Below are 1,838 nucleotides of genomic sequence, written 5' to 3' on the forward strand. Positions count from 1 at the left end.
TTCAGAACCACTAATTTTATATCACTCAAATCGGGATGGAAATAAAAGTTATTAAAATCAATACAATGTGAAAATGCAATGAGCATAAGCGTGTAACGTAGGTTTACTGTCTCGTACAACAAACCCACCAATAATTCAAGACGTCCTCCACGGGGCGCTTACGTTCGATCCAGCCGATACGCAATCCCGGCGCCAGCGTTTTGGAAAACGAACTGCATAGCAGCACCCGGCCATTTTCATCAAAGGACTTGATCGTCCGCTGGCGGGGATAGTGATAGGCCAGATCAGCATAAACATCGTCTTCGATTATGGGCGTATCGTAGCGTTGCGCCAGCGTTAACAGCGCCACCTTGTGGGCGTCCGGCATCAGATACCCGAGCGGATTATTACAGTTGGGCGTCAATTGGATAGCCTTGATAGGCCATTGCTCGAGGGCGAGTTCCAGCGCCTCCAGGCTGATGCCGGTGAGGGGGTCGGTGGGAATTTCCAGCGCCTTCATGTCGAAGCCTTTCAGGATTTGGGTGACGCCGTGAAAGCTGGGGGAGTCCACCTCCACAATATCCCCAGGCTGACACAGCGCATGGATGGCGATCGACAGCGCTTCGTGGCAGCCGGTGGTGATGATGATCCCCTCCGGCGCCACGTGGCTGCCGCTGTCTATCATCAAGCGCGTGATTTGCTCGCGCAGGGGGGCGGAACCGCTCAATTCATCGTAATGCAGGCTGCGAAGATCCGGGTGGAGCGCTACGCGGCTCAACAATTTACGCAGCGGTTTCAGGGTATTGGCGGTGACATAAGGGACGCTGGGGCCTAGGTGAATGACATCGCGTGCGCTGCGGGTGCGGGTGAGCTGCAATACCAGATCCCATTGCGAAATTTCCACCGGTCGCTGCGCGGGCCGGCATATCTCCGGCAGCGCCGGCAGCCCGTGCTGCTGACAGACGAAATAGCCGGATTTGGGGCGGGCGGTGATTAACTGCCGGTGTTCCAGCACCCGATATGCCTGCTGTACGGTGCTAATGCTGACGCCATGTTCCACGCTCAGTGCGCACTGAGGGCAACCGCTGGCCGCGGTTATATAGGCCTTGTTCAATGCGGTCGCCGATGATATCGGCCAGACGATGGTAACGGGTCATAAATGCCTCATACAGATGGCCAATAGATCGGATAAACCGGTACAGATCGCGCATCAGATTACCATTGCAGTTTAATTATTAGTAATATATATGATTGAAGTGGTGCATTTCTGAATCTGTACCGTTATAGGACAATCTTCCATCATATTCCTGTCACCCCAGCCACAGGAGCTATGATGAAAACGTCACCGCAATGCCTTACCGCCGCAATACCGGCGGCAGCCGACCCCGTCCCTCGCCCGGCCGCCCCTGGCTGGTCAGGCTTTGTAGGCCGCGGTTGGGCGCGGTTACGCCGCGGGCGGCTCTCTACCGGCGTGACAAACGGATTCTGTTAGCTCTCAGCGACGACCAATTACGGGATATTGGTCTGACGCGTGGCGATATCCACCATTATAACGAAGCGCTGCATCAGCATTGGCGCGCCCGGCGGCGCTGAAAGCGCTAACGGCGGGCGTGGGGACATCCGAGAGGCATGGTGCTCATTCTGGGCATATGGCGCACAGGCATTATCGGTAACGCCACCCCGGCTATTTGGTGAAAAGTAAGCGTACGCCCAGCGCTGTATTGACAGTTATTCAGCAGGGATGGTGAGGTTCCACGGCAGGAGCTCTTTGATTTTGTTGATGGGATGATCCGCTATAATCGCCAGCACATGGCGCAGATACGCTTCCGGCTCCACGCCGTTCAGTTTGCAACTGCCGA

General features: G+C 55.7%; 2 protein-coding genes and 1 pseudogene. 1 reads left to right on the forward strand and 2 read right to left on the reverse strand.

Annotation, left to right across the window (positions count from 1 at the left end; genetic code table 11):
* Positions 1-121 precede the first annotated feature (121 nt).
* A pseudogene (locus tag ACMX3H_RS18450) lies at positions 122-1,136 on the reverse strand (PLP-dependent aminotransferase family protein); the annotation flags it as partial.
* A gap of 193 nt (positions 1,137-1,329) precedes the next feature.
* Here ACMX3H_RS18450 and ACMX3H_RS18455 point away from each other — a divergent pair.
* The gene (locus tag ACMX3H_RS18455; protein WP_415211825.1) at positions 1,330-1,572 is read left to right on the forward strand and encodes a DUF1127 domain-containing protein; all 243 of its coding nucleotides are present in this window, start codon (positions 1,330-1,332) and stop codon (positions 1,570-1,572) included.
* A gap of 135 nt (positions 1,573-1,707) precedes the next feature.
* On the opposite strand, the gene ACMX3H_RS18460 is transcribed toward ACMX3H_RS18455, so the two are convergent.
* Positions 1,708-1,838: transposase domain-containing protein (locus tag ACMX3H_RS18460; protein ID WP_415210452.1), on the reverse strand; the 131-nt coding region annotated here is incomplete at its 5' end.

The sequence above is a fragment of the Sodalis sp. (in: enterobacteria) genome (genome assembly GCF_047607725.1).
Lineage (GTDB): Bacteria > Pseudomonadota > Gammaproteobacteria > Enterobacterales > Enterobacteriaceae > JBLKSS01.

Coding starts and splice junctions, on each gene's coding strand:
- ACMX3H_RS18455 (WP_415211825.1), top strand. CDS start 1,330: ATGCCTTACCGCCGCAATACCGGCGGCAGCCGACCCCGTCCCTCGCCC.